At 45.1% G+C, this 24,084-nt stretch carries 25 protein-coding genes; 3 read left to right on the top strand and 22 right to left on the bottom strand.

Features of this window, described 5'->3' with window-relative positions; translation table 11 throughout:
* The first annotated feature begins 318 nt into the window (after positions 1-318).
* Genes HMPREF2711_RS03995 through HMPREF2711_RS03985 form a run of 3 tightly spaced genes read left to right on the top strand, consistent with a single transcriptional unit; the run spans position 319 to position 1,849 of the window.
* Positions 319-717, top strand: coding sequence for a phosphoglycerate kinase (locus HMPREF2711_RS03995; RefSeq protein WP_070615619.1), 399 nt, complete (start codon positions 319-321; stop codon positions 715-717).
* A 53-nt stretch (positions 718-770) separates the two neighbouring features.
* The gene (locus tag HMPREF2711_RS03990; RefSeq protein ID WP_070615616.1) at positions 771-1,559 is read left to right on the top strand and encodes an N-6 DNA methylase; all 789 of its coding nucleotides are present in this window, start codon (positions 771-773) and stop codon (positions 1,557-1,559) included.
* Between the two features lie 17 nt (positions 1,560-1,576).
* A complete protein-coding gene (locus HMPREF2711_RS03985; RefSeq protein ID WP_283118186.1) occupies positions 1,577-1,849 on the top strand; it encodes a hypothetical protein in 273 nt (90 codons plus the stop codon).
* 266 nt (positions 1,850-2,115) lie between these two features.
* Here HMPREF2711_RS03985 and HMPREF2711_RS03980 read toward each other — a convergent pair whose 3' ends face one another.
* The 22 genes from HMPREF2711_RS03980 to HMPREF2711_RS03875 form a co-directional block, all read right to left on the bottom strand.
* Positions 2,116-3,366, bottom strand: a complete 1,251-nt coding sequence (locus HMPREF2711_RS03980) for a Y-family DNA polymerase (protein WP_070615614.1) — start codon at positions 3,364-3,366, stop codon at positions 2,116-2,118.
* A 1-nt stretch (position 3,367) separates the two neighbouring features.
* On the bottom strand, positions 3,368-3,949 hold the full coding sequence (umuD, locus tag HMPREF2711_RS03975) for a LexA family protein (protein WP_070615770.1): 582 nt from the start codon (positions 3,947-3,949) through the stop codon (positions 3,368-3,370).
* Positions 3,950-4,099: 150 nt separating this feature from the next.
* Complete coding sequence (locus HMPREF2711_RS03970; protein ID WP_070615611.1) at positions 4,100-4,993, bottom strand: zeta toxin family protein; 894 nt, start codon at positions 4,991-4,993, stop codon at positions 4,100-4,102.
* A 23-nt stretch (positions 4,994-5,016) separates the two neighbouring features.
* Positions 5,017-5,232: a hypothetical protein gene (locus HMPREF2711_RS03965; RefSeq protein WP_249552212.1), complete on the bottom strand. Its 216-nt coding sequence runs from the start codon at positions 5,230-5,232 to the stop codon at positions 5,017-5,019.
* A gap of 2 nt (positions 5,233-5,234) precedes the next feature.
* Positions 5,235-5,861 carry a recombinase family protein gene (locus HMPREF2711_RS03960; protein ID WP_070615608.1) on the bottom strand — a complete coding sequence of 209 codons (627 nt, stop codon included), beginning with the start codon at positions 5,859-5,861 and terminating at the stop codon, positions 5,235-5,237.
* Positions 5,862-5,870: 9 nt separating this feature from the next.
* Entirely contained in the window at positions 5,871-6,545 is a 675-nt protein-coding gene (locus HMPREF2711_RS03955; protein ID WP_070615605.1) for a Fic family protein, read from the bottom strand.
* A gap of 239 nt (positions 6,546-6,784) precedes the next feature.
* Positions 6,785-7,849: a relaxase/mobilization nuclease domain-containing protein gene (locus HMPREF2711_RS03950; RefSeq protein ID WP_070615602.1), complete on the bottom strand. Its 1,065-nt coding sequence runs from the start codon at positions 7,847-7,849 to the stop codon at positions 6,785-6,787.
* Positions 7,850-7,859: 10 nt separating this feature from the next.
* Positions 7,860-8,405: a plasmid mobilization protein gene (gene mobC, locus HMPREF2711_RS03945; RefSeq protein WP_225905455.1), complete on the bottom strand. Its 546-nt coding sequence runs from the start codon at positions 8,403-8,405 to the stop codon at positions 7,860-7,862.
* A 72-nt stretch (positions 8,406-8,477) separates the two neighbouring features.
* Positions 8,478-9,713, bottom strand: a complete 1,236-nt coding sequence (locus HMPREF2711_RS03940; RefSeq protein WP_070615599.1) for an ArdC family protein — start codon at positions 9,711-9,713, stop codon at positions 8,478-8,480.
* A gap of 55 nt (positions 9,714-9,768) precedes the next feature.
* On the bottom strand, positions 9,769-9,975 hold the full coding sequence (locus tag HMPREF2711_RS03935; protein WP_049323736.1) for a hypothetical protein: 207 nt from the start codon (positions 9,973-9,975) through the stop codon (positions 9,769-9,771).
* Between the two features lie 9 nt (positions 9,976-9,984).
* Positions 9,985-12,558 carry an LPD7 domain-containing protein gene (locus HMPREF2711_RS03930; protein WP_070615596.1) on the bottom strand — a complete coding sequence of 858 codons (2,574 nt, stop codon included), beginning with the start codon at positions 12,556-12,558 and terminating at the stop codon, positions 9,985-9,987.
* Between the two features lie 61 nt (positions 12,559-12,619).
* A complete protein-coding gene (locus HMPREF2711_RS03925; protein ID WP_070615593.1) occupies positions 12,620-14,632 on the bottom strand; it encodes a type IV secretory system conjugative DNA transfer family protein in 2,013 nt (670 codons plus the stop codon).
* A gap of 70 nt (positions 14,633-14,702) precedes the next feature.
* Positions 14,703-15,071 (bottom strand): single-stranded DNA-binding protein, encoded by a 369-nt coding sequence (ssb, locus tag HMPREF2711_RS03920; protein WP_070615590.1) that lies wholly within the window; start codon positions 15,069-15,071, stop codon positions 14,703-14,705.
* A 9-nt stretch (positions 15,072-15,080) separates the two neighbouring features.
* A complete protein-coding gene (locus HMPREF2711_RS03915) occupies positions 15,081-16,208 on the bottom strand; it encodes an ATPase, T2SS/T4P/T4SS family (RefSeq protein WP_070615587.1) in 1,128 nt (375 codons plus the stop codon).
* A gap of 53 nt (positions 16,209-16,261) precedes the next feature.
* A complete protein-coding gene (gene virB10, locus HMPREF2711_RS03910) occupies positions 16,262-17,584 on the bottom strand; it encodes a type IV secretion system protein VirB10 (RefSeq protein WP_053088399.1) in 1,323 nt (440 codons plus the stop codon).
* Positions 17,581-18,414, bottom strand: a complete 834-nt coding sequence (gene virB9 / locus HMPREF2711_RS03905; RefSeq protein ID WP_065423771.1) for a P-type conjugative transfer protein VirB9 — start codon at positions 18,412-18,414, stop codon at positions 17,581-17,583. Before virB9 ends, virB10 begins: the two co-directional genes overlap by 4 nt.
* Before the next feature lie 27 nt (positions 18,415-18,441).
* Positions 18,442-19,146: a VirB8 family type IV secretion system protein gene (locus HMPREF2711_RS03900; protein WP_114139676.1), complete on the bottom strand. Its 705-nt coding sequence runs from the start codon at positions 19,144-19,146 to the stop codon at positions 18,442-18,444.
* 192 nt (positions 19,147-19,338) lie between these two features.
* Positions 19,339-19,833 (bottom strand): hypothetical protein, encoded by a 495-nt coding sequence (locus tag HMPREF2711_RS03895; RefSeq protein WP_070615584.1) that lies wholly within the window; start codon positions 19,831-19,833, stop codon positions 19,339-19,341.
* Positions 19,834-19,851: 18 nt separating this feature from the next.
* Positions 19,852-20,043: a hypothetical protein gene (locus HMPREF2711_RS03890; protein ID WP_128582986.1), complete on the bottom strand. Its 192-nt coding sequence runs from the start codon at positions 20,041-20,043 to the stop codon at positions 19,852-19,854.
* Between the two features lie 23 nt (positions 20,044-20,066).
* The gene (locus HMPREF2711_RS03885; RefSeq protein ID WP_049323728.1) at positions 20,067-20,981 is read right to left on the bottom strand and encodes a TrbL/VirB6 family protein; all 915 of its coding nucleotides are present in this window, start codon (positions 20,979-20,981) and stop codon (positions 20,067-20,069) included.
* Positions 20,982-21,043: 62 nt separating this feature from the next.
* Positions 21,044-21,715 carry a TrbJ/VirB5 family protein gene (locus tag HMPREF2711_RS03880; protein ID WP_141745647.1) on the bottom strand — a complete coding sequence of 224 codons (672 nt, stop codon included), beginning with the start codon at positions 21,713-21,715 and terminating at the stop codon, positions 21,044-21,046.
* An 83-nt stretch (positions 21,716-21,798) separates the two neighbouring features.
* Entirely contained in the window at positions 21,799-24,078 is a 2,280-nt protein-coding gene (locus tag HMPREF2711_RS03875) for a VirB4 family type IV secretion/conjugal transfer ATPase (protein ID WP_283118179.1), read from the bottom strand.
* Positions 24,079-24,084: the final 6 nt, after the last annotated feature.

Here is a 24,084-nt window from a genome sequence, read left to right as displayed (position 1 = left end):
GTTTTTCAATTCCGCCCAACAAGGCGGAAACGCCGCAAAGCGGCTGAAGGTTTGAACAACCATCGGGGGCATCTGCCGCCGTGTTGTTGGTTGATGTCTAAATTTCAAAGCGCAAAAAGTCCAGACCAAGACAAGTGTCTCTGCACGTCTTCCACCTTTTCCACCACGCCACAGAAGGCGCACCGGACAAAGATGAAAGCCGCACAAAGCCAGTCTGGACTTTTTGCGCTTTGAAATTTTTAACGACATCACAACACGGCGGCAGATGCCCCCGATGGTTGTTTATTTATGAATGAACATTTATGAAAGGACTATCAGATGGGATTAGATATGTATGGCTATACCATGAAAGCCGAGTTTGTCGGCGACCGTCAAACTGATGTGAATGTGAGTGAAGATGAACGCGAAGAAGCAGCACTGAATCATTTTGCCTACTGGCGAAAATTTAACCATCTTCATGGTTGGATGGAAAACTTATATCGGCAAAAAGGCGGAAAAGCTGAAGTCTTTAATTGCTGCACTGTTCGGCTAGAACTTGAAGATTTAGACCGTCTGGAATCTGATTTAAATGAAGAAAAATTGGAATACACGCCGGGCTTTTTCTTTGGAGACGATGAGATATATCCCGAAGACATTACAGAAACTAAAAACTTTATTGCAAATGCCCGTCTAGCAATAGCTAAGGGACAAGCAGTGTTTTATGACAGTTGGTGGTAATGGTACACGGTTTCAGGCGGTAAAGGCCGTCTGAAACCATAGGGAGCAAGAAGATGGAAAACACTGTTAAAGAGCTGAAAAAACGTATTTATTCGTTTGGTGCTGCATACAAACCCTCTGATGTTTTTCGTGATTTCGTTGAGCTGGCAGCGATTGCCGTTTTAAACAGCTATATTCGGGATGAAGATTGGGAAAATCGTGAAGAGCGATACCACGTTATCCGCCGACAATATAAAGAAGAGGCTTTTAAAATTTTTCCTGAGCTATTAGGCGTTTTGGCTTCGGGCTGTATTCGAGCGGTGAAAGTCGGAAACTACGAAGATTTTTTGGGCGAACTTTATATGGACTTGGGAGCGTCGAACGAGCGTAACGGACAGTTTTTTACGCCAATGTCTATATCAAGAGTGATGGCAAGACTGGCAGGAATCGACGCGGTGGAGAAGCTGACGAATAAAAGATTTGTTTCTTTACTTGAGCCATGTTGTGGCAGTGGTGCGAATCTGCTTGCTTTCGCCGAACATATCGCCGATAGCGGAAAAATTCCAAGCTTACATATGGCAGCGGTTGCGGTAGATATTGATGTTTTATGTGTGTGGATGTGTTTTGTGCAATGCCATTTTTATGGCATTCCCGCAAAAATCATACATGGAGACAGTTTGAAACTTGAATTTCATACGGCATGGCGGACGGTGCATTGGTTGCGTGGAGGATTTGAAGACGAGATGAAAGCTGAAATTGTCGCTGACAAAAAAGCAGCTTTCGATGCAGAACAGCACCACCAAAGAGAAACGGAGATTACTGCCCCTTTGTTGACTTTGGAAGAACAGTTGGTTTTGTTTTAAAGAAAGGATATAACAAAATGTTTTCTGAATGCCTAAAAGGTAAAATTCCTACTGAAACGAGGCTGGATACCGAAGCCCTAATTAAGCTGTTGATGTTGGAAAATGTTTCTGAAATTGAAGCAAGCATTAGAAAAGGTTGTATAAGAGCAACACATTTTATAGGTTCAGACAAAAAATATATCTATGACACAGGTATTGATGATGAAGAAATTCAATGGGAAATTGAAGATTTTAAGGCGCATTACCCTCACACTTGGTGGACAGTAGAGCAGATTAATTATAATGACTAAGATATAAAGGTCATCTGTAATCACTGTTTCAGATGACCTTTATCTGTCTAAGCCAAACTGAAAAAAGAAGCCCGCCGCAGCCCCGTTACCGCCTCTCAAAGTTCGGCAGAAACGTCCCCACGCCCCCAAGTAGAAAACAGACTTAGGCAGCTTTTCCGGCACCTTCAGCAGCCTACAAAATTGCCACGCCTATTTTCCACTTGCCCCCTACGGCGGGCTTTTTATTTATGAAAAATCGGGATTCTTTTGAAGAAACTTATCCTTCGTCAAACGATGGGTAAATCAGAAAACCGTGTGGTATAGCACTGGCTCAACCTATCTCTGTTCATTTTCCAGTCATCGGCCAATAATTCTGATGCAAGTTTTAGACGGCCTCTTCCGTATCGGTGATTGATTCTATCCCATACTTCCATGACCGGATTGGTAGTTACAGGCTGCCAAAGATCCGTCTGTATCTGTCCGACGGGCTTTAGCCCATGCAATTCGATACCGCATTTTTTATAGAGGTAGCCGCCTCGGTAAACGATCGCCAACAGATTTTGCGCCTCCCGGTTCAGGATGATGGTATCGGCTGACGGCACGGCCAAATTACGGCTCAGGCTCTTATGGTATTGAGGGGCTTCTTCCCGGAAAAAATCCGTGTGTAGAAATACGGTAACGGCAGAAGCCGCTAGTCCGTCACGACGCAAGGCTTCCGCCCCCGAGCTGATGTGATGTGTAATCGCCGCCTGCAACGCCTCCGGTGTTTCGATACACGTTCCAAAACTGCGGCTGCGGACAAGATTCTGCCTTGTTTGCGGTTCGGGGTGCAAACCATCACAAGCAATACCCTGCATTTCGCGCTGCGTCCGTTCGACCGTCACGCCGTATCGCCGGCGTAGGGTAGCGGTATCCGCCCGAACGAAGTCCAATGCGGTATAAATTCCTTGCGCCACCAGTTTGGCCGCTGTTCTACCCCCAATTCCCCAAATCTCATCGACACCCTGGCTGCGCAAGGCACGAAGGCGGACAGACTCATTCCAATCTGACCAAACCACCACTCCTCCAAAGTGATCGGGGTAACGTTTGGCAAGATGATTGCAAAACTTGGCCAGTGTCTTCGTGGGTGCGATGCCGACACAGGTTGGAATACCGACCCACTGCAATACGCGATGTCTGATTTGGCCGCCGAGTTCGGCGAGGTTATCGATACCGGCCATACTGGCGAAACATTCGTCTATCGAATAGACTTCAACCGCCGGTACACAACCGGCGATAGTTGCCATCATCCTCCGGGACAGGTCAGCATAGAGTTCGTAATTGCTCGAATAAGCTTTCAGACGACCTTGAGAAACTAAGTGTTTCACACGGAAATAGGGTTCCCCCATCTTAATGCCTAAAGCCTTTGCCTCAGCAGATCGTGCAACCACGCAGCCGTCGTTGTTCGATAGGACGACAACTGGAACATTCTTCAAATCCGGTCGGAATACCCGCTCACAGGAACAGTAAAAACTGTTGCCATCTATCAGTGCGTACATATTAACCGCCCTGACGCACGTCTTTGATGACGAAAGTCACGACTCCTACAACTGACCATGTATCTTCATCGGTCGGTACAAAATCAGGGTACTCGCCGGAAGCGTTTTCAGAGTGCAGCTCAGGCTTACGTCCGGGAACTTTGTACAGTCGTTTGATCGTAAACTCGTTGCCTAAATCCGCCATCACAATATCACCGTGCTTCGGCGTTTTGGAGCGGTCGATGATCATAATATCGTCTTTACTAATCCCAGCATCTAACATGGAATATCCACCGGAACGGGCGGCGAAGGTGGCGGACGGGTTGGCAATGAGATATTCGTTGAAATCTAGGTAGTCTGCGACATACGGCTCCGCAGGTGACGGAAATCCGGCCGGTACTTTTTCTAAGGCAACCGGAACCTTCAGATTTGTCCGACTTATTGGAATCAGACTGTCCGGTGGCAGGGCAGAAGAGGCAATCATGGCATCGACAGCGGGTATCAACGAAACAGGAATACGCTTTACTGTCGTCGCTTCACCGGTCTTGCTTTTGCGCCCAGCACCGTCTCTACGGCCACCGCGTTTCTTTGGTATTTCGCTCATAGTTTTTGTAGTTTGATTTTGTAACGAAATCATTTTACCAAAGAATATAGTTCATTTGGATTTAAATTTCCCATAACCAAACATCCTTTTGTTTAGAATACAAAAACACCCCGAAGGGTGTTTTTTCTTTGGAACAAATGGCCTAATAATTTAGCGATCAATATCTAAATCCATATTCTGTTGAGGATTCTTATCTAACTGTTGGAGTTGGCTGTCATAAAGATTGATTTTTGCGTGAATTTGATTAGCCGGTTGTAAACCAGCAATCAGTTTTTCTGCGTGCTTAATTACTTGTTTCTGAAAAGTACTCAAAGAGTCAAACTCCTGTTTAACACGAGACTCCAATTTTTCTAGATATCGGGTATTGCGATGAAGCTCATGGTCAATCGCTATACCAGGCAATTGGTTTTGATGGATTCTACTGTCAAAGATCAGACCTTCGCGTGAATAAACAGCAAAATAATCGGCCTTACCGGAAAGAAAAACTCTATCTGCATTCTCTGGAAGTTTTTCCACCACCAAATCATGATGTTCTTTTGGTGTTGCTCTTGGTGTTTCACCAGCTTTGACCATTTCATCATAGCGTTCTAATGTGCCTTGCCAACTTACTTCTGAAGGAGCAGTTTGTAGATAGACAGCAGTTTGATAACCATGCTGTTGCATATCGTTCAAAGTCTTAATTGGCGTTTCAGGCGTTCTGAAAGTTCCTTCAACAACGATGTTATACCCTTCTTGAAGTGCTTGCTCTATGACCCTACCTGTCATTTTTCCTGAAAACTCGGCTGTATGTTTGGCAGAATCTTTGCCATATTGAGCCTGTATCTCATCAAAATTAGGATGATAACGACGGAACTCATCTCCATTCACAACCAGCACATTTCCGTTCAGTTGTGCATTTATCATTTTAATAAGATTTGATTTTCCTGCCCCTGGCTGCCCCCCAAGCACAAAACCTTTCGGTGGTGATTCAGGTTTAATCTGATGTTCATCCATCAGATCGTCCCATATTTTCTCAAATGCTTCATTTTCCTGTTCAAGCGTCATAGATAACTACCTTCCTTATCTGACTAGACAGAATACTTTTGATAAATCTGATTGCACTCACTCACTACTTCGTCAAAATCGATATCTTCAGGTTCTGAAGCATACAGTTCCCGGCGTAAGGCAACCAAACGACTTTGATCAGGTGTACGGCCTTCGCTTCGTGGAGTTTTTCGCGCAATCATGGCCAAAACTGAAGCCACACGTTCAATCAAAGCGTCTTTCTGCATTAAAGTAGCCATTTTTATTCCTTTTCTGAAATTAGGGATTGTTTGTGGTGTCGCATTACCAGTTTCACCAGGGATACGCTACATCCGGCCAACTTGGCTGTTTCTTGAAGGGTATGATGTGAGCGCAGGCTGATAATCAATTTATGTTTTTGAGCATCTGCCTGACGACCTTTGAATCGTCCTTGTTTTTTTGCTTCAGCAATTCCGGCTGCTTGGCGTTTCTTACGTTGTTCGTAGTCATCTCTAGCCATTTGTAGGGCAATTTTAAGCAACATGGTTTGTATGCTGTCTAAGACGATTTTGGCAATATCGGAGTCAGTCTGTATTTGACTAAGGTCGATAATGCCAGGAATGGAGAGAAATGCTCCTTTTTCACGGATACGGTTTACCAGCTTTTCTGCTTCAGCCAGGGGCAGACGAGTGATGCGGTCAATATGCTCGGCAATGATCACGTCGCCTTCTTGCAAATCAGCAATCAATTTGTTCAATACAGGTCGGTCGGCACGAACGCCCGAAGCCTTTTCCTTATAAACCCCCGCAATGTAGTAACCTTCTGCCTTAGCTTTCTCAATTAATGCGTTTTGTCGCTCAAGATTTTGTTCTTCGGTACTGACACGTTGGTAAATTCTCGCTGCTTTCATAGTCGGGCCTCAGTAGTCGATACCGAAAATACAGTTTTGATACAGGAAGGCGGCCACATCGGAATCATCGCCGGAGCGGTAGAAAGCTGAAAGTTTTTCGTTGAACTCAGACATTTGCAGTTCGGAAATTTCCAAAATACCGCAGCCTTTTTCTATTAACAGCGCGTTGGCAAACAACGTGGCCGTTCTTTTATTGCCGTCCCAAAAGATTTGCTGTCGCATAAAGGCCAACATAGATCGGATAGCAGTTTCGGTGGTCGAACGGCTTCGGTTCGCAATTTGACCAAACAGGTTCTGTACTTCAACTTCTGATATGGCGGGCGGTGTATGGCGCGATCCGTCAACTAGGGTAACGCCGACTGTGCCGGTGCGAAAATCTCCGGGAGCTAATGAATCTTCTTGGGCAACGATACTGTTGATTTTTTTTAGTAGTGGTATATCAACGGGAAGGCCGTCTGAAATATGGCGCATTACATATTGGTAAGCGCGTTTCAGATTTAAGATGGTCTGTATATCGCCTAATGATGCCGAGGCAACATTTTGACCGTTGATAATCTGTTCAGTCTGCAACAAAGTTGTCTGACAGTTTTCAAACCGGCTTAGATTGTGGATTTGGGCAACCAATACCTTTTTGGCCAAAAAGATATTTTCTTTCAGGCTGAGATTATATTTGTCGGGAAACACTGTTGCTCCTTATACGGGACAAGATGGGTAATTTGAGTATGCTCTAATTATCTATTAAATAAATACTTTTAAGTTTGGCTAATTTAAAATAATCAGGACTTAAATTGTCTATTACCAAATTATCTATTCTATTTGTCTAGTAGGCAAACTGATTTACAAAGCCTGACAAAATATAAAAATAAAAAAGCCCGGCGGCCGTACAGATGTCTGTACGGCCGCCGGGCTTTTGCATTGCTTGTTTAACGAGTAGGTTCGTTGTCTTGTTCTATACCTGTTTGTTTGGAGATATGCGGTTCTTGCTGTACTTGAGGGCTGACCTTTTGATCGTATTCCCGTTGTGCTTTAGTGCTTAGAGGTTGCCCAATCATATCCTTAGCCAATCTACTGATAAGCCTGGCTTCATTTTTGTGTCCCATCTTATACAGTTCTTTGGCTATAAGACCATATTCAGCCAATATGTAACCGCGTGTCTGCATGACCTTCTGAATGTAGGGATGTGTCGGACGTTCCAGGTTTTTGATTGCTTGGTTTAATTCTTCCAGCCGTTGCTTTTCGATGCGGGGTGTTGCACCACGTTCTTTCATGGCTCGCACTATGCCATTTTCAGCTTTGAGGATTTTTCCCCGGTGTTGCCGTTTAGTAGCCGCACACTCTACACCTTCCTCCCGGAGTTTTTCAGCAAAACGGACGCGCCATTCAAAAAGATCATTTTTACGCGGATTAAGCCGTTGCCCGTAGGTATCTCTCATCAATACACACAAATGTACATGGGGATGCTCGGGTTCGCCTTCTTTTTCGGATTCGTGATGTAAAGCGAAGAGATATTGATGGTCGGCAAACTGTTCGGCGGCAAAATTTCGGGCAGCATTCAATACTGCCTGTGGAGGTGTTCCGGCAGGCATGGATAGGACGATATTGAGGGCTTCCCGGTGTTTGCCTCTTTCGGGGATATTGAGTTTCTGCCAATCTTCTAGTTGCGATTTGACGGCTTTTTTACCGTTTAATTTTTCACCGGAGTGATTTTCGACAGTAATTTTACCGTTGCGTGAAATGTAGTCCAAATGGTTGCGTATGCCCTGCATACCATTGGAGTTTCGACTTAGCCTTTTAGGGATTTTAACCATGACTTCGGGGTGTTTTTTAGCTGCCGCCGTCAGGTTGGCCAATCCGCTACCTGATTTGAGGGGTACTCTGGATTTTGCCCGGTGATTGGATTTTGAGATGGGGATGCTGGAATCTTTTGCACGGACGGAGCGGGTTTTGAAACCCAAAAACCAATCGTCTATTTTACGGTACAGGGACATAGCTTTACTCCTATTCGGACAGGCGTTTGCGGTTGGTTCGTAATACGTCACTTACCCTTTGGGTATGTTGCCTGATGAATTGTGATAGGGCATTTATCTGTTCTGATGTAAGCGAAACACCTTCGCCCATATTGAGCTGTCGGGCAATTTGGTTTAGATTGCGGCCGATACTGACAAGCTGATAATTAGATTGATGCAAGATTTCGACTTCGGTCGTTGAGAGCATGGGATGTTTACGAACATGTGATTGGACTATATCGCGCACAATATCGTTGACACTGCATTTATGCTGTTCAGCGGCTGCTTCAAGGTAAGCCCGGTCTTTTTCCGGCAGGCGGACGGTAATACGTTTACTGCCTTTCGGTGGAGGAAGACTGACCAGGGCAGGTTCTTCCGGTACCTCCAACCTGGCTTTCAAAAGTTTTTTGGCCAACAAGGAAACACTTGCTTTACCGTATTCTTTTTCAGCCAACTTACGCAATGCTTCCAGTTCGGATTCGTCTAATCCAAAGACACGGAGGACTTGACGTTTGTCATTGTCGGTAGTTTTATTCACTCATCCATCCTTTATAAAAAGAAAAACCCGACAGGTACAAACCTGTCGGGTTTTCAAATGTTCTTTATGCAGCTATCTCCCATAAAACATTTCCTGTTGTGCGGGGGATTGTTCAAGTTCGTTTTTGACGCTCATATGCTCATACTGACTTTGGTAAAAATTAAAACGTACTTGCGCCTGTGTATGCTCCGGTAAGCCTTTAATTAACTTTTCCATGCCTTCTTCTAAGTGGCGATATTTTTTCTGATCATTGGTACTAATTTCCGAAAATCTATCTTCGTAACGTTCTTTTGCCGCCTGTACGCGTTCTTCCAAAGTCTGATTGCCTGGTTCTACAAATTTCTCATTTTCAGACGGCCTTGTTGTATTTGTAGCCTGGTCAATGGATTGATTCTGCTCCCGATCTATTTCTATCTGCTTTTCAAAAGAAAAAATAAATTCTTTGATTTTTGCCGCGTCTTGAGAGGCTTTCAGAATTTCCATAGGTTCTTCCGTCAATACCTTTACCCAATCGCCAACATATCCGGCGTGTCTGTCAGGATTATGCGGTAATCCCAGCTCACGACTCATCATCATCGAAGAAATTTCGGCACGAAGTTCTTCCCGGGCATAAGATGAATCACCGAAGCGACCGCCCATATCTCGATTAAGCCGGTCGGCATGCCCTGTCCAATGCCCAAGTTCATGCAGAGCAACAGCGTAATATTCTCCCTGCCCAAAAAAACGTTCTTTAGGGGGCAGTACTATAAAATCCCGGGTTCGGTTGTAATACGCATCATTGCCTCGATGATGGATAACCGCGCCCGAAGCCTTGAGAAGTTTTTCTGCACGTTCGTGGTCAATCCATACAGGCGGTGCCTTTTCCCATGCCGGTAAACCATCTATCTGTTCGGCATTAAAAACGGTAAAACTTTTGAAATAAGGGTTCTCCAACTGGATTCTTTCTTTAACGGGTTCTCCATTTTCGTCTCGAATAATTTTTCCTTTTTCATCTTTTTGGATCTTCTCGGTATTGGTAATCAGCCTTACTAACCCAGTTCCACGCTCCCCTTTTCGGACTTGTGCGTTCACACTCTGAGCCTGTTTGTAAGTCATCCAGCGCGGATCACTGTAACCTTGAATCATTAAATTTAGACGGTTCATACCGCTATATTCAGTACCTGATACGGGGTTGAAAGGAAAATCTCTACCCATATCAGGCTGCCAGGGCAATTGAAATGGAGCTGTACCCTGCTTAAGTCGCTCGATCAGTTCTTTGGCGATTTTTTCTGCATATTCTTCTTGATGGCTTTTTTTGCGCTCAGTCATTTTTTATCTCCTCCAAACAGAAAAAAGCCCTGCCATTTCCGGCAGGGCTTACTGTTTATTTCCAACTACTTAAATCTAAAAGCCGTTTGGCCTCCGGTGGAGACTCCGGGTTATCCAAATAAGCTTTCATGGCTTCATAAGACTGGCAGGCGGTCAGATAAGCCTCCTGTTCTTCATGACTTAGATTGAAAAATACCTCTTGCTCTTCAGAAGTGAGTAGGGTATTCCAATCTTCCTGCAAAATATCGGCATACTCTTCCATCTTTCCTCCTTATCTTGTAATTTCCGGATCCTGCCCTCTTTCAGGACTGTATTGCTCCCGGCCTTTTGCCATCTGCTGCTCTTGTGTCGGACTTGGAATCTGAATTGGATCGGGCAATTCCAGCTTCGTTCCGTGCATATTTTTGGCGGTATGCTCGTAGTAGTTTCGCAGGGCTTTTGTGCGTACATCACCTTCCAGCCCGCGTATTGAATCCATCACACCACGTTCATACATTGCCAGTTTCTTTTGATTGGGCTTACTCAACTTTTGTGCTTTCTGCATATAATGATCTTTCGCCGCAACAAAGCCTGTATTCAACGCAGCCGCCTTCATATCATCAGTCTGATGCACGACTTCGGCGGGAACTTCTTCCCGACCAATGGAATGAACCGGTACGTCAATATCGGTATCAGCTCGTGGAGAAGCATTGATTGTTCTGTCGGATGGCAGTGTGCTTTGCGCTTTCAGTCGATCAGCGGCAGACAGCATGGCAGCATCGGGCTGGGTATGAATGCGCTCTTCACGTTCAACCTCGGGTTTAAGCTGTTCCTGCTCCTGTGTAGGCTTCCCCGTTTCGCTTTGAGAGTTACCCTGTTCTGTTCGTTTGTGAGGCTCTTGTCTTGGCTGTTCCTTCTCTACTTCCGGTTGTCGTCTTTCCTGCTCACGCACCATCTCCGGTGTAATGCCGTTTTGCGCGTAACGTTCCCGCAACGCTTCCACTCGCTGCAAATCAGCGGCAGTCGGGTTGTAGCCACTGGTACGGATACCCTGGGCGGCGGCTTCAATAAACATGGCCTGACGGAAATCTTTACTGCCCGACAACTTGATGCTGTCCCAACCTTTGGCTTTGACAACTTCCAACATATCCTTGACTGTTTGCGGATCAGAAAGGGCTGTTTTTAACTGCTTGCCTTTATCTTCAAACAGCACTGTTTTGTGGTCTGAAACGGAATAGAATTTGCCGCCTACGCTGTGGTAACGCGTTTTGATGTTGTCAGGGATACGATATTGCAGGTCTAAAACGACCTTGCGGGCGTTTGGTTCAGTTTCAGACGGCCTATCGAACTTTGGGGCAGTAAATTCCGATTCGGAGCGGGTAGAAGACTGTTCTTTTTTGCTCATTTCTTGAGCAGGCTCATCTTTTAGGGGTGCTTCCCATCCTTGCTCCGTTTTATAAAACGTTACGTGTTGTCCATCATGTGTTATACCTTCATAGAATTTAAGCGTACCTTCTTTATCCAAGTCTTGTTGAATTTCTTCGGGTGTCTTGCGTAAATACATGATGTCGGTTGTTGCATCATGCAACTCGTAATGTTTAAAGTCAGACTCACGGTAAACCGGCTCATTGACTGTTTGGGTTCGACCATCGTATTCAATACTGTTGGTTGTATTAGAAGAGGTCGTCTGAATGTTGTCTTTGTTTTCAGGATTCATGGGGTTCTCCAAGTTTTCAGGTTCGGGCAGGCTATGGTTGGCTTTCTCTACCCTTTCGCGCCATGCCTCCAATTCGTCAGCGATTGTCTGTTCTTGGCTGCTGATGTCGGGCTTTGGGACGAGATTGATACCTTCTTTAAAGGTTTGACGGACAGCCTCTAAACCGGCCAGTTGGTGCAGATCGTTGAAATCGCTCGGTAAAGGGGGACGGCCTTTTTCATCTACCCCTTTGCCTTTCTGATATTGTTGTATCTGCGTCATGGTAAATTCGGGCTGGATTGCCGTGGCACGATCGCCCAATAAAGCAACCGCCTGTCGTGCTTTTTTAATGCCGGTTTGTGAAGCATCATTATCAACTGCAACCACGACAGGTACGTTTTGAGGAAGTTTTTGTGCCAGTCGTTCGGCAACGGCAACCATATTACCTGCATCAAAAGCAATGATGACGGGCTTGCCAGTGGCTTCGTAGATACTTGCCGCCGTAGCATATCCTTCCGCCATGACGACACCAACCTTTTCTACATCCTCAGCCTTACCGATAAAGGCATATGCTCCCTGAACCTGACCTCCTGCCAAGAAACGTTTACCGCCATCTTGGTTGATGGATTGCAGGTTGACGATCTCATTTTCGTACAGGACGGGGATAATCAGATTGTCGTTGTCCTTATATTCGTTTTGACGCAGACCGGCGATGGCATCCGGGTTGGTAATTCCTTTGGCAGCAAGATAGGGATGGATCAAAGAGGCAGGTCGGCTGCTTTGCCATATCTTTTGTGCTGTGATTTTGACCTTTTGTTGTGTTTGTTGCCGTTCGCGTTCGGCAGCCAAACGTTTTGCTTCGGATTCTGCCTTACGACGTTCAAGCTCTTCCGCACTCGGCGGCGTATAAGGCTTGGTAGGCTGCCATCCGTTCTGCCGCGCCAACTTCCATACGGTTTCAATGTGCCACATTCCTGGCTTCAAGCTTTTCCAGGTCGATTTAGCATCACGAGCAGAATAACTATCGGCACGTTGAGACCATTCATCCCAAAGGTCGTATCCGTTCTCACCCAGTTCATCTTTAACGGCTGCGCCAACCTGCCACCAAGTATCTCGGTCTTGTGAGTCGATATAACTCAAAGCACTGCGAATGTCATCAATGTCGCTCATATCTTCAATTCCTTATAGACTGAAAAAAATAAAGCGGCCTGCATTTTGCAGACCGCTTCTCTTATGCTCCGGCTTGGACGTTATCACCTATGAACTGCTTGATAAATGGCAGTGAGTCTTCACCCCAATTTTCCAAAAGCACAGGCATCAGTTCATTGATATATTCCGGCGGGCTATCCGGCGGAATAATCGAGGATAGGATTGCACCGGCAATTTCTTCTGAGTTTGAAGCATCCTTCCAATGGAAACTATCCATCTCATCGGGAGAAACGAATGTTGCTTTAGATGCAGTGATGGGTGATCTAACATCGGTATGAATATCCAAAACCGGGATCTCCGGCAATGTCCAATTTGCCCGTTTAGCGAATACGGGGTCGGTGTAATATACGATTTTCTTGGCATAGATCGGACGGCTGTTACCCAAGCTGATGATACAGTCGCTTTTCGGCATCATCTTCAACTCGTCCGGATTCATCACTGCTCGGCGTTGATCACTGGTACTTGTGCTTCGACTTCCCCCTTTCCCTACTGACCGTGATGTAGATTTGGCTTTGTAAGTCTCGTAACCGATAAGTTTACTGTATTCATCAGCATCGCTTTGTTCTCGCGGTGGATAGACAATTTGACAGCCAAAGTTGGTGAAAAATGTGCGTGTTGCATCACGTCCATATAGATCAGTTACCTGAGATGGAGTTTGTATAATCAGCAGAAGACGCAGACCGTAACCGGCGATATACGAGACACCGTGCTGAATGGCTGGAATTACACCCAAGGCGGTAAATTCGTCCATCAATAGGCAACATTGGTATTTCAGCGCATCGGAATTGTTGGACGGCAAACCCTGCTCGACGTTTACTGTAATCAGTTGGCTGAAAAAAAGGTTCGTCAGTCGTGAAAATACGGCTGTTTCAGTCGGAACGATACCGATATAAACCGTCATCCTTTTTTTGCGTACTTCATCCAAGTAAAAATCGTCGCCACTTGTTGCCGCTTCGACTACCGGGTCAATGAAAATGCCCAAAGGCGCAATCAGTGTTGCCAAAATGTCTGCGCCCGTTTTGGCGTTACCGTTGGCAAAGCCCATCAGTAGGCTGCGGCAGTTTTGGCTCAACTGTGTATGAGGCTGTTGTTCGCGCAATGTCATTTCATCTTTAATCCACTCTGCCAACGTTCTACCATCCGATGGTGTCGTTAAACGGAACAGGTTGGCCAACGTGGTTTTGTTTTCAGGTAAGGATAAGTCGCGCTCCGATTCCGTCTCAACCATGTAGAGCAACAGACCGGCAAACAGGTTTTGTGCAGATTCCTGGAAAAAGGTCGCACTGCCGTTATCTTTAGACGGCTTTGGGTACATGATGGAAGCGATGTTTTTCACATCTTTGTAGGTATAGACGGGATTTCTGCGAATATAGGTACAAGGATTCCAACGGTGTGAAACCAAAGGCGCGTTCGGATTGCGCTCGTGTTCCGGCATACGTCCGCCTGGATTAAACAAAAATACATCCTGCCCATGAGAAGACCGATAGCCACCTGAAATCAGGAAGTTTTCCAGTTTCGGATCAAATACGACCATGCTGTCCCGGTAGTGAAGACAGTTTGGAATCACAATCCCTACGCCTTTTCCTGACCGGGTAGGTGCGGCTAAATATAAAAATTCGTTACCTGACCAACGCAAATAATCGTTACCATATTTTCCAATCAGTAAATCCGGTTCCTCATCACCCGTAAATTTCTTTTTCAAAAGACCATGCTTCGTGATTTCCATACGATTGGCAAAGCGCGCCGATCCATGCAGTTCACGTTTTGGTTTCATCAGCATTGCTGCACAAATTATCACGGCAACTACAATTGGAATCAGAAGAGCAATAAAGACTGATACTTCAAAGGCCGTCTGAGCGCCAGGTCTCAACCGGTCGTAGTATTTCCAATAGTGGTACAACATACTAACGGATGGCTCGCTTTTTAAATTCAACCATGCGGTCATTACGATACTACCTAGGTACATGCCACCAGCAAAACTTATTGGAACAGAAATGCCCAGCATGGCCAACAGCCCAATTAACTTGTTTTTCATTCTCTAATGCCCCATAAAAAAATATAGCCCGCTTAAAGCGGGCATACGATTACAGCTTGAACTCTAAAACTTACAGATATTCCAAACCGGACACAGTTTCGTTTTGGTTTTTGGTATGAATAATCTGTATTTCTCCAGCCATAATCTCATACACAGTCTTCTCAACACCGTGATGTTCGTAACGGCGTGATTGCAACTTACCTGCAACCCACAAACAATCACCTTTCTTCATGTAGCGACAAACTGTTTCTGCCTGTTTGCCGTACAACACAACATTAAACCATTCGATTCGTTCACGTTGTTCGTTACTGGTTTTATCACGCCATTTTTCTGTATAGGCGAGTGAAATACTGCTTACAGGCGTTTGATTGGGCAGATAACGCAATTCCGGGTCTTTTCCCAAATTACCCATTACTTCAATACGGTTTAGGTATGGCATATTTCTTCCTTAAACTCGGCCACGCATGGCATAAAATTTTTCAACCGGGTCAAAATACAGTTCGGTCATATGAGTCTTTTCAAAATAGGCAACAACATCAATACTGGATTTAACCGAGTTGAGGATATAGTCGTAATCCATTGTCCGGCCGGTTGCCGATTCTTTCGCCAGTTGGGCGATACGGTAATGGACGCTCCGTGCATCATTGGCATGGACGGACATTAGGCCGCCCGGATGGCCTGTATTTAAGAGCGAGATATAATCCCAAGCCTCGTCGCCACGCAGCTCAGTCAGGAAAACGCGGTCGGGTTTTAAACGCATACAGGCGGCAATCAACATTTTTGCCGTGATATGGCCTTTGTAAAAGAGATGGGCATGATTAAGGTGCATGGGCAAGTCAAGCTCATGCGTGTCTTCCAGCGTAATAATACGGGTTTCTGACGGTACCAAATCGGACAGGGCTTTAGTGAACGTCGTCTTACCGGAGCCGGTGCCACCGACCATACAGATATTGAGTTTGTGTTTAATGGCCAAAGCAAAAAAGGCGTTCATATTACGGTTTGCCTTGTGATCCAACATTTCATATTGCCAAGGTGCAAGTTGTACGTCATGTGGCAGCTTCATCTTGTCAGAAATATCCCGAAAATATTTGTTGTCTATTTCCATTTTGCCAAGATTAAGGTCGGCTGAAGCTCCAAAGGCGGATACATCTTGAAAACGGGAAACACGATCCGTCTGTATGTAATCGTCCAATGTAAAACGTGTCTGCGACGGTTTACGGAAAGCATAGACGATAGTTTTGTCTTCACAGGACGGCGGTATCATGATGTGGCCGCGTTCGCCGTCAGGCAGAGTAACGGAGTGGATAGGTTGCTCCATACTGATGTGTTTGCTGTTATAGGTACATAACGCGGTAGCAAGCTGAGTCAAAATCGGCAGTGTCAGTCGGTCGTCTTCAATCCGCTCAAAACCGGCCGAGGTTTCCAAAAAGACTTCGCGTTCCCGGTTAATCAGTACTTCGGTTACGCCTTCTCGGTTGAGATAATCGTCCAAACCTGTTTTGGCCATCAAGTTGCGGACAACCGCATCTGAATGGATAGATGCCTGCCCGTGAAAAGTTGTCGGGTTTTGTGTCATTTGGATTTGGCTTTCATAAAAAAACCTGCCCCCGGAGGGGCAGGCCGTCTGAATCAGTATCCGTAAGGATTAACCAACTCATATACTTTGCTGAAATCAACATCCCGGGCAACCATGATGTTAATCAGTGAACCCTGATTAATCGTACCGGTTGGCGGAATATTGATACTGTTTTTCAAGGCTTCGGTTGCCATCTGTTGCGCGGCCTCGCTCGTATTTTCATACGAGATGTGATTATTATTGCCCGAAGTTCGATTTTGGCGATTACCAACAGCATCACCAATATCACCAATCAAGCTAATCATAATAGAACCGCCGAAACGTTTCCAAAAATGGTATTTAACATAAGCAGCATGACCACTTTCACCCAAAGCCCCTGCACCTGGACTCGCTAGTGGCACTTTTACGCCAGTCGGCGTTTCCAGCTCATTCCATAACACGAAGACTCGTGCTTGTCCTTGCAACAAGGCGGAAGTTTGTTCACCGATGATTTTACTGCCACGTTCGATCAGAAGGGTTTGTCCATTAGCGGAATATACATCTTTCGATACGATACACCGGGTAAATCCAGGCTGGGTTGTTACGATCTTGGTATCCAATCCGCAAGGGATATTCGTTCCTTTGGCCAGCAGATATGTCAAATCTCCACGTTGTTGTGCTTGGGCTGAAGCCGTTACAGTCGCATTCAGTCGCGAACCAAAACTGCCCCCACCTCCCTGTGTAGCACCACCTCCATCCTCACCCCCAAAGAAACTTGGAGGGCTACCTGTATTCAGTTGTGCGCTACTTTCAGATGAAGTGCTGCCCAAGTCAGAGATACTACTATCGAACTTAACTAAAACATTACCACTCATTTTGCGGTCTTTAGGGGTTTGAGAAGGCGTAGTTTCAGATGGTGTGGCTTGAACAGTGCTATCGTAGGGTACTTGCTCCACCGGTTGAACAGTGGGTTGAACTGCACCCGTTTGGACTTGTGAAGCCACTTCCGGTTGAGGCTCGGAAGCACCCTCATCCGGAACGGGATCTGAAGCGGCTTGTTGATCCATCAGAGCAATTTCCGCTTTATCCTGGGCAAAGTTTTTACTCCCTGTTACTTCAGGAGCAGAAGCAATCTTTGGTTGAGAATCTTCCGCTTCTTCATCCCCACCCGTCATCCCGATCAGTCCCGATACGATGACACCTACCGCAAGAATGCCTACTCCTGCTAAAGCGACCTTACGCATATTATTAGGTGTAGCAGTATTTAGATTCAGTGGTATGCCGGGTTCGATTTTATCGTTCTGAACAGATTGGGATAGGGCTTCAGGCTTTGTAAAATCACCGTTTTCTACGGTATTAGGCTTAGTTTTTCGTTTGAATTTGTCGAAGAATTTCATCTGCCTTCCTTCTCTCTACTAATACGGACAAAATCATGATTGCCGGTGCCGGTTCGATTAAACGTGCCTTGTTCATCGAAGCTACGATTTTCCAAACCAAGCACAGATTTTCCGAGGCGCAAAACAAAATGTTTTGCAGTTTCATGGATTACCACGGTATCGCCCTCCACATGGCTGTTAAGCAACATTTCTGTACCGTCAGCCATAACTTTGTAAATCAGTGGCAGTTCTCGACCGTTATCAAAGCTGAAATAAGTAAAGCGGCCATTATCGTAGGCCGCTGTCGGTGCTAGTGCTTTATTACCCTTACCCCAATAGTTGTAATTGTACTGAACACTGGATCGATGCCTTGTTCCTTTGATTTTTTCCAAAGCCTTAGCCTGTTTCTGAGCTTCGGCACGCGCTTTATATTCCGCAGTATCAGGATAGACAAATCGAAGTAAATAAGTCGGCTTTTGAACATATTTGCCATTTTTCTTGCCGGTCAGCGACAAATCGAAGGCATATGTTCGTTTTTTGTTAGTTGTAATCAACATATTTGTGGCTGGAGCGGAAGCAACCGGCTTCATATAGAGATTGTTACCTCGAACTGCCAAATTCCAGGCTTCTGTATCACCCATACCCAAGCCGCTTGTATCACCAGTCAGCAATTCACCATCTTCAAGTTGGATTAAAACAGCTTCTCCAATACGAGCATGAACATGAATAACATCATCGGGATTGTACACAACGGTTTGGATGCGGCCGTCTTTAGCCGACCCTTTGGGAACAGATACCGCTCCGGATACAGCAGGTAAAAGTCCCATCAGCAGTAATGCTGTCAGTTTCATTTTTACATTCATCGTTAACCCTTTCTGTTATGGCGCAGTTTCCGGATCGACGCGATAACTTTTGACAATAAAGCCCAATGGATTGATACGGCGGGCTTCCTCACTCATAGGCTGGTTCGCATATTCGTAGCCGATAGTTGCGATCATGTTTTGAACAGGAATTTCCTGATTTAAATCTCCCGAAATCGGTACCATACGTTTTTCAAAACGGACTTGCGCTGTACTACCAATAAAAGTCACGGCTTTTACTTTGGCGACTACCTTGTATTGGTTTTTTAATACCTTATGCGGAGCTTGCGGATTGTCGTTATAGATTTTTGAAAATGCTGCCTGAATCTCAGGGGAACTCATCAACATAACCGCATCGTAGTTATCCTGAATTGTTACCCAGTCATAGCTTTCACGAAGTTGGACGTAACGTGTCAACCAGTGTTTATCCATAACTTCGCCGTAGGATTGTTCCTGATTTTTCATCATCGTTACGATTTCCGTTTGCCCGGTGTTGTTATCGACCTTGATTACATAAGGCCGTGTCTCTTTTAAAGGTGTCAGACCTGCTACTGCTCCAACTGCCAAGCCTGTGATCAAGAGACACGCACCACTGATGCGCCATGCAATTTTTGCTGATTTATGAACACGCACAATTTCTGCGCTTTCAAAACCTTTTGCAGCATTAATAAACTCAATAGCCATTTTGTTATTGCTGGCTTTTTGTGAATTGTCAGGCATCATTTATCCTCTTGCTTGAATAGTTGAATTAATCGGAAAAGGCGTACCGTGAGGTTGAGGAGGCTTTTTTCCGGAACATGCACAAAGTGCGATAGAAAGGGAGAGAAGAAGGATGGTTTTCACGGGGATTTCCTTGATTTATGAATCGATAAGCCCAAAAAAAACACCCCGATTGGGGTGTTCTTCTCAGATAGATTAATAGGTTGTTGCGTGATATTGCGTTTTTTGAATATTGAAACGATTATCATCGGTTAGAGAAAGAGTTGTACGAAAGTTGTCAATTTTGACTTTCTCTTTAGGAGGTATGTGGATGTCGGTTGATACTGCCGACACATAATATCCCTGTTTGTCATAAATAGGAACGGACACATTAACCACAATCAGACGATTGGTTTTGTTTAAAGCCTCACCAGTAAAGGTTATATCTGCCTGTGGAATCGCCCCCTTATAACTGCCACCTCTTTGGACAACAAGCATTTTCAAGTTTTTTAATTCGTATTGAGCTGTCGATTTACTGCCTAAAGACAAAGTGTCTTTAGCTTGCCCTGCTCCCGAACCGGCCATACCTGAATTAATGCCCGCCAAAGTACCGTTGATGGCGCTGAGGCCGTCAGTCAGTTCAGCACAGGCACTCAAGCCCAAACTCAGGGCTGTTATAGCAGCAAATTTAGTAATCTTGCAATAATCCATATTTAAACCCTTAGAGTATTAATCATCAAAACGAACCGGTACTGGTCGGTCAAGCAGTTTAAAAAATAATCCAAAAATCGATAAACCGATACATAGCCCGGCTAATCTGGCCAAAGAACTTTCCATCAAGTTGCCGAACATACCGATAAACATCAATGTGCCCACAGAAAGCAACAACATCCACCAAAGCATTTTAGTTACGAAAGTCATGATCATATTCTCCTAAAATTGGATTATTTCGGTTTGACTTTCCCGCCACCGGGAAGTTTCACACCTTTTGCCCATCTTGCCACAGACATAACGGTTCGACTGAAACCGTTTACAGATGCCCCACCCGTTAAAGCGGAAGAAATCGAAGGAATACTCCAGGCAACCAAAATAAAAATTGTTGTTGATAGGAAAAAGAGCGGAATCAAGCCGACTACCTGAGCAACTGATCCGATCTCTCCAACTACTGCTCTTTCTAATTGGTTCTTGAAAAAATCATTCTGCAATGCACCTAGAATAACGTAAAACACTACTGTAACTGAGTAATTAAGGATTTGTCCTATCCAATTCATGCCCCACTGCCGTGTTGCAGGAAACAACATTGAACCTATAAACATAGGTCCGATGACGATTACCATCGCCAATGATAGTTTGGCAATTAGGTAATAAGCAAATGTAATGAGAAAGAACAAATAAGCCAATATAACAGCAACCGTACCACCAATATAAAGCATCAGCTTATCTGATACTTGTAGCATATCCAAAGAAGAGGCATACGCAAAAATATTCTCCATCATCTTTAAGATATTGTTGCTTTGGGTATCCAACGCGCTTGCAGTATAGGTTGAAGTCCCCAACAATCCACTCAGATTTTCGGGCAACATCCACATGATATTGGCAAGTTTCTGATACTGACTGGAATTGAACGCAAAAGCGATAATCAGCAACCAGCCGATCATGCGCTTACCCAAATCCACGACATTTTCATCAAACCCCCGTTTGTAATAGTCAAACGCGATCAACAGGATATAAATCCCAAAGCCGATTTGAAAAACCGGAGCAATACCGCTGATCATGTTGTTTGATTTTTGGAACAGATTAGTTCCCATACCGTTTAGTAGAAAGTTGGCGAGTTCGGAAAAATAAGAAGTTGTTTCCATAATTTGCCCTATTTTATTTAGTGCTGCATTCGCTTACTCCCGAATGCAGCACGATAAAGCTACTACTGATTGCAGACCGCATAGTTGCGATCACGGATATGACGTGCCATACATTCTTCACGGGAAGCATACTGGCGCTGTTCGATTTCTTGTTGTCGTTTATACAACCGATCGAGCATATCCAGCTTGGTTTGATTGTTGGCGATTTTTGCCTGTTCCACAGAAATACGGTTTTGCAGGTCAGTAGCGGCTTTGATGTCTTGTGTATTGTTGACTTCGTCCATCAAGCGCGACAGAGATTTAAGTTGTGTCTCCATCGAGTTAAAGACTTTTTCCATCTCCTTCATGTTATGCACAGCCATTCGTTGCGCCGTTTCAGGGTTATAAGCCTTACTATTAATTACAGACTTATAGTCGATATTTTTTGCGCCTTTATAAATCTCGCTCCACTCGGACGGAATTTGGTCTTTGAGCGTATCCTTCAAAAGATTGCCCATATTGCGCGAACCTGTCATCGCTTTAAACTGTTTAACCTGTTGTTCGTACTGCTGTTTCATTTGTGCGAGTTGCTTAGCCATCTCCGTCATCTGCTGAAGGAAGTTTTGGGCGCGTTGAGCTGCTGCTGCACCATCAACTACCGGAATACCACTAGCTGTAACTGCTAAAGGCATAGCTGCTAAACTCGTAACAAGAAGAGCCATAGCGGATAATTTCTTCAGATTCAATTTCATCATAAGTTCCTTGTTGAAAGCCGCATCAAGCGGCAAAAAAAAAGGCCGTTTGAAATTCAAACAGCCTTCGTTAAATTAAAAGAATATTATGCGGCTCGCACATTTTTCTTCTCTGCACGGCGTTCTCGCAGGGTTTCAAGAAATGGGCGATACCAAACATCCGGATTTTCACTGCCAACATCTTCCATAATTTGATGTAACAACTCAACGTTATCAGATGAACCTGACAGGAAAGCCATTTCATCATGAAAACCGTACAAATCCAGCATGGCAAATGCCGACTGTTTCGACTGCTTAACCAAGAATGTGCGGCTTTCCAACGAGAGTTTGGAAAGTTCCTCAAACTCTTTTAGCGTCAGGCCGCAACGTTCGTAGCTGTTTTCAAATTCGGCATCAGGATTCGGCAGAAAGATTTTAGTTGGCGTTTGTTGCACAATCGCCGGGAAAATAGGACAAGAAATCGCATCTTCCGGTGATTGCGACACCAAAATCAACCAGCCGCCGCGTTTACGGTCGGTTTTCAGAATCTTGAGCATGATGTCCTGCAATGCCTCAAAACGTGCCGCATACCAAAATTCTTCAATGATGGAAGCGAGAATGCCGTCTTCTTTGGCAACTTTGTCCATCATGATATTTCTCAGGTGGAACATATACGCTAAAACCGGAGCGGTCGGCGGATAGTCGTCCTTCAGAATATCGGTCAGGTCAAATCCAACACGGAAGAACTTTTCAGCATCAAACATGTTTGTTGGGTTGTCCAGGCACCATGCGAACCGTCCACCTTCACTTTCACACCATTTAGAAAGGCGCATACGAAGTGAGTTAGGATCAGGAACAACAGGGATGCTTTGCAGTAGATGACTAAACCGGCGGTTTTCATAATCCATACTGAACAAGGTATCGACAGCAGCCTGAATCTCTTTTTCTTCCGTAGCCGTCAATTTGCCGTTCTCGTCCGCTCCACACATACCGACCAAGCTGTACAGGAATTCACGATTTGAAGGTGTATCAGGCAGTTGAAAAGGATTTAACCCGGTAGGCACACCTGCTTCTAAGGCAAAATAAGAACCACCGATGGCGCGGATAAAGATTTCCATACCTCTGTCCAAGTCCATCACAAACATATAAGGATTGAAGCGTTCTGTGAACGCCATCATTGATGTTTGCAAAGTGGTTTTACCCGTACCGGTTGCACCCAACATCAGTGTGTGTCCGGCGATTTTCTCACCAAGGTTGTCCTCCTTCAGATTTGAGAAATGGAAGTTGAAATCGTAAATCGTCTTGGATGTGGTTTGCAGCGGCATAATTGCTGAGCCGTCACCAATCGGATTGCCCTGTTTTTTACCGTGCGAGTAGTTGTGTATGCCGAAGGTTGTCGCAAAGTTGGTTGTCGTTTTCGGGAAAGAACGAGGTCTTTCCTTACTGCCCGGTACCTGACTGAAAAATGTCGCCGGAGCGGAAAGACCTGCTTTAGTAAAACGATAACCGCCCGCATTCAGAAACGTGGAATAAGCACGAGCGCCATTTGCGGCCGCTTCTTCAGCAGTATTGCCATACACAACCAACGCTGCATGATAGTCGCCGAACATCAATTCGCCCGAAACGAGTAAACCCTGACCTTGTTCCAACTCTTTCTGCTGCTCCGTTGCCTTGTCGTTGACCGATGTCAGATTGTTTAACTGTTTCTTAATTTCGCCCTGCATATCATACGGATTGATGAACACAAGGCTTTGAGTGAATGTAAACTCACAAGGTAGGCGCAAGATTGATGTCAAGATTTTAGGTTTACTAATCCCAAAGTCTTTCAGATCGAACATTTGTGCAAACTTACGAGTCCCGTTTTGGGAACGAATTTCGCACAAATCAGAACCAAAATGCAGATTAGCTCCTGGAATAGTCTGATAAGCATCGACAAAAGACAAAGGAATCTCTTCCCGTGTTCCATTAATCAGGCTACCAAAAAACGAGTACACCTCCGAGAAGGCAACACCGTTTTCATTCTTATAGGCAGTCAAAAGATACGGATCGTAGGGTTCAAGTGAGCGCATCAGAATCTGAATTTGCTCCTCTGCTTCTTTAATACCTGCTTCCAAAAAGTCGGTCTTAATCAAAACCGTCAAATGGAACACGTTTTCAAAATAATCCGCTTCCTGAAAGCGTTTCAGATACTTGTCAGCAAACTGCTGACAGAAAGCCGTCTGAAACTTGTACTCACGGTCAAAGACAATCTTTTGGCGTTGCAGCGTTCCCCACACCGCCAAACGGTTGCCCAAGGTTTTGCCCATACCGGCGAGCAGGTTGCGTAACGATACAAACTGCGTGAACAGGTGCTTGTCGTCCACACCGTCAAACGGAAGACCTTCCATACGGAT

The organism is Neisseria sp. HMSC070A01 (genome assembly GCF_001810165.1).
Taxonomy (GTDB): Bacteria; Pseudomonadota; Gammaproteobacteria; order Burkholderiales; family Neisseriaceae; genus Neisseria.
Note: the sequence above shows the minus strand (reverse complement) of the source record. Positions and strands in the feature narration are given on the sequence as shown.

What these genes read in the sequence shown, in the direction of transcription:
- HMPREF2711_RS03965 (WP_249552212.1), bottom strand. Translation starts at nt 5,232, where the DNA reads ATGGCTACTTTAATGCAGAAAGACGCTTTGATTGAACGTGTGGCTTCA.
- HMPREF2711_RS03885 (WP_049323728.1), bottom strand. Translation starts at nt 20,981, where the DNA reads ATGGAAACAACTTCTTATTTTTCCGAACTCGCCAACTTTCTACTAAAC.
- HMPREF2711_RS03890 (WP_128582986.1), bottom strand. Translation starts at nt 20,043, where the DNA reads ATGACTTTCGTAACTAAAATGCTTTGGTGGATGTTGTTGCTTTCTGTG.
- ssb (WP_070615590.1), bottom strand. Translation starts at nt 15,071, where the DNA reads ATGCCATACCTAAACCGTATTGAAGTAATGGGTAATTTGGGAAAAGAC.
- HMPREF2711_RS03925 (WP_070615593.1), bottom strand. Translation starts at nt 14,632, where the DNA reads ATGAAAAACAAGTTAATTGGGCTGTTGGCCATGCTGGGCATTTCTGTT.
- virB10 (WP_053088399.1), bottom strand. Translation starts at nt 17,584, where the DNA reads ATGAAATTCTTCGACAAATTCAAACGAAAAACTAAGCCTAATACCGTA.
- HMPREF2711_RS03970 (WP_070615611.1), bottom strand. Translation starts at nt 4,993, where the DNA reads ATGACGCTTGAACAGGAAAATGAAGCATTTGAGAAAATATGGGACGAT.
- HMPREF2711_RS03980 (WP_070615614.1), bottom strand. Translation starts at nt 3,366, where the DNA reads ATGTACGCACTGATAGATGGCAACAGTTTTTACTGTTCCTGTGAGCGG.
- HMPREF2711_RS03950 (WP_070615602.1), bottom strand. Translation starts at nt 7,849, where the DNA reads ATGTCCCTGTACCGTAAAATAGACGATTGGTTTTTGGGTTTCAAAACC.
- umuD (WP_070615770.1), bottom strand. Translation starts at nt 3,949, where the DNA reads ATGAGCGAAATACCAAAGAAACGCGGTGGCCGTAGAGACGGTGCTGGG.
- HMPREF2711_RS03930 (WP_070615596.1), bottom strand. Translation starts at nt 12,558, where the DNA reads ATGAGCGACATTGATGACATTCGCAGTGCTTTGAGTTATATCGACTCA.
- HMPREF2711_RS03940 (WP_070615599.1), bottom strand. Translation starts at nt 9,713, where the DNA reads ATGACTGAGCGCAAAAAAAGCCATCAAGAAGAATATGCAGAAAAAATC.
- HMPREF2711_RS03915 (WP_070615587.1), bottom strand. Translation starts at nt 16,208, where the DNA reads ATGACACAAAACCCGACAACTTTTCACGGGCAGGCATCTATCCATTCA.
- virB9 (WP_065423771.1), bottom strand. Translation starts at nt 18,414, where the DNA reads ATGAAACTGACAGCATTACTGCTGATGGGACTTTTACCTGCTGTATCC.
- HMPREF2711_RS03900 (WP_114139676.1), bottom strand. Translation starts at nt 19,146, where the DNA reads ATGATGCCTGACAATTCACAAAAAGCCAGCAATAACAAAATGGCTATT.
- HMPREF2711_RS03880 (WP_141745647.1), bottom strand. Translation starts at nt 21,715, where the DNA reads ATGATGAAATTGAATCTGAAGAAATTATCCGCTATGGCTCTTCTTGTT.
- HMPREF2711_RS03895 (WP_070615584.1), bottom strand. Translation starts at nt 19,833, where the DNA reads ATGGATTATTGCAAGATTACTAAATTTGCTGCTATAACAGCCCTGAGT.
- HMPREF2711_RS03875 (WP_283118179.1), bottom strand. Translation starts at nt 24,078, where the DNA reads ATGGAAGGTCTTCCGTTTGACGGTGTGGACGACAAGCACCTGTTCACG.
- HMPREF2711_RS03995 (WP_070615619.1), top strand. Translation starts at nt 319, where the DNA reads ATGGGATTAGATATGTATGGCTATACCATGAAAGCCGAGTTTGTCGGC.
- HMPREF2711_RS03935 (WP_049323736.1), bottom strand. Translation starts at nt 9,975, where the DNA reads ATGGAAGAGTATGCCGATATTTTGCAGGAAGATTGGAATACCCTACTC.
- HMPREF2711_RS03990 (WP_070615616.1), top strand. Translation starts at nt 771, where the DNA reads ATGGAAAACACTGTTAAAGAGCTGAAAAAACGTATTTATTCGTTTGGT.
- HMPREF2711_RS03985 (WP_283118186.1), top strand. Translation starts at nt 1,577, where the DNA reads ATGTTTTCTGAATGCCTAAAAGGTAAAATTCCTACTGAAACGAGGCTG.
- HMPREF2711_RS03960 (WP_070615608.1), bottom strand. Translation starts at nt 5,861, where the DNA reads ATGAAAGCAGCGAGAATTTACCAACGTGTCAGTACCGAAGAACAAAAT.